The 2,314-nt window shown below is 75.8% G+C and carries 2 protein-coding genes; one reads left to right on the forward strand and one right to left on the reverse strand.

The genetic code is table 11. The features are described 5' to 3' along the window. Positions 1–1,180 (forward strand): acyltransferase family protein (locus CBZ_RS15575; RefSeq protein ID WP_130782420.1); only part of this gene is annotated, 1,180 nt, incomplete at its 5' end. 14 nt (positions 1,181–1,194) lie between these two features. Here CBZ_RS15575 and CBZ_RS15580 read toward each other — a convergent pair. Further along, positions 1,195–2,314 (reverse strand): LCP family protein (locus tag CBZ_RS15580; RefSeq protein ID WP_246013470.1); only part of this gene is annotated, 1,120 nt, incomplete at its 5' end.

The raw sequence follows: 2,314 nt of genomic DNA on the forward strand, positions 1-2,314 counted from the left end.
GGGCAGGACGGGCGGAGCGGCGTCGCCCGCCATCGCACCCGCCCCGGAGCCGACGCTGCACCGGCCACGGCTCGCGCTGCTCGACGGCCTGCGGTTCGTCGCGGCCCTGGCGGTCGTCGGCTACCACCTCGCGGGCCGGACGACGACCGCGTGGGGGCCTGACCAGGCGGAACGCCTCGGCGACGTGCCCCGCTGGACGTCGTACGGGTCGCTCGGGCCCGAGCTGTTCTTCGTCATCAGCGGGTTCGTCGTGCTCATGACGGCCTGGGGCCGGCCGACCGCGCAGGTCGTGGCGTCCCGCGTCGCGCGCCTCATGCCTGCGTACTGGGCCGGTGTGCTGCTCACGGGCGGCCTGCTGCTGCTCGTGTGGCCCGAGGGCAAGGAGGTCAGCGTCCAGCAGGTCGTCGTCAACCTCACGATGCTGCAGTCCGCCGTCGGGGTGCCGCACGTCGACGGCGTCTACTGGACGCTGTGGGCCGAGCTGCGGTTCTACCTGCTCGTCGGCGTGCTGTGCCTCGTGGGCGTGACGCGGGAGCGCGTGCTGGGCTTCGCGCTGCTCTGGCCGCTCGCCGGTCAGGCCGCCGTGGCGGTCGGGCACGACGGTCTGGCGACGCTCCTCGTCGCGGACTACGCGCCGCTGTTCGCGGTCGGCATGGCGCTGTACGTGCTGCACCGCGACGGGCACCGCGCGGACGCGTGGGCCGTCGTCGGCGTGCACACGGTCCTCGCGGCGTGGCTCGTCGTGCCGTCGCGCGTCGCCGTCCTCGAGCGGACGACCGGCCACGAGCCGTCGGCGCTGCTCCTGACGGTCGGCGTCGTCGCGTGCGTCGCCGCCGTCGCGGCCGTGACGCTGACCCCGCTCGCGCGGGTGCGGGGCGCCTGGCTCGTCACGCTCGGCGCGCTCACGTACCCGCTGTACGTCGTGCACACCTACCTCGGCCTGGCGGTCGTCCGCGCGCTCGCGCCCGAGGCGCCGGCGGCCGTCGCGCTCGCCGCCGCAGGCGTCGTCGTGGTCGGGACCGCCTGGGTGGTCCACCGGGTCGTCGAGGTGCCCGCGGGGCCGCGGCTGCGGCGCGGGACCGAGCAGCTGCTCGTGCGGGCGCGGGCTGTCGTGCTCGACCGTGTCAACCGGGGACCGCGCCTGGTCCGCAGCCTGCAGGACGTCCGCGTGCCCGCCTGACGCCCCGCGCGACGTCAGGGCGTCGGGACGCCGCCCACCGCGCCCGGCGGGAGCGACCCGTCCCGGATCGCCGCGAAGAACACCGGCGTCTGGTCCGGGTCGAGTCGCACGGTCGAGCCGACGTCGCCGGGACGGTAGTCGAGGTCGATGATCGGCGGCGTGCCGGTGATGCCCTCGGGGCCGGTCGCGTCCCGGAACGCGAGAGCGAGCCGGGCCAGGTCGACGATGTTCGAGTCCTCGTCGAGCGTGAGGGCACCCGTGCCGGCGTCGACGAGCGCGACCTGCTTGCCGGGGTTGAGCACGAGCGACGACGGGGACACCTTCGCCATGACAGCCGACACGAGCTGGCGCTGCCGCTCGGCACGGCCGACGTCGCCCTTGAGGTCCGCCTTGCGCATGCGGGCGAACGAGAGCGCCTGCGTCCCGTCGACGTCGTGGCACCCGGCGGTCCACACCATGCCGGAGTCCGCGTCGTTGACGTCGGCGTCGTGGCAGAGGTTCACGCCGCCGACCGCGTCGACGACCTGCCCGACGCCGGCCATCCCGATCTCGGCGTAGTGGTCGACGGTCAGACCGGTGAGCTGCTCGACCGTGCGCACCAGCAGCGGCGCCTGCCCCCAGGAGAACGCGGCGTTGAGCTTGGAGGCGCCGTGGTCCGGGATCTCGACGTAGGTGTCGCGCGGGAGCGAGATGAGGGCCGACGGGCCCGACGCGGGCACGTGCAGCAGCAGGATCGTGTCGGTGCGGGCACCTTCGGTGCCGTCCGCGGCGATCCCGCCGTCGGCACGCGAGTCCGACCCCGTCAGCAGGTACGTCGTGCCCTCCGTGCCCGCCGCGCCCGACAGGGCCGTCGTGTGCTGGACCTTGCCGTTCGCCCACATCACGAGCCCGATGGGCCAGGCCAGGAGCGCGACGACGACGAGTGCCGCGACCGCGACGACGAGGCGACGGCGACGACGTGACGGCGCACCGGGGACCGTCCCGCCGCGGGGCGGTGTGCTCGGGCCGCCCGGACCGACGGGCGTGCGGCTGCCGCCCGGACCGGCGGGCGTGCGGCTGCCACCCGCGGCGCCGGTGGGCGTGCGGGCGCCCCCGGGCGTGACGCTCGGAGGGCGCGAGGAGGCGGTGCGGGGC

It is taken from the genome of Cellulomonas biazotea (assembly GCF_004306155.1).
Lineage (GTDB): Bacteria > Actinomycetota > Actinomycetes > Actinomycetales > Cellulomonadaceae > Cellulomonas > Cellulomonas biazotea.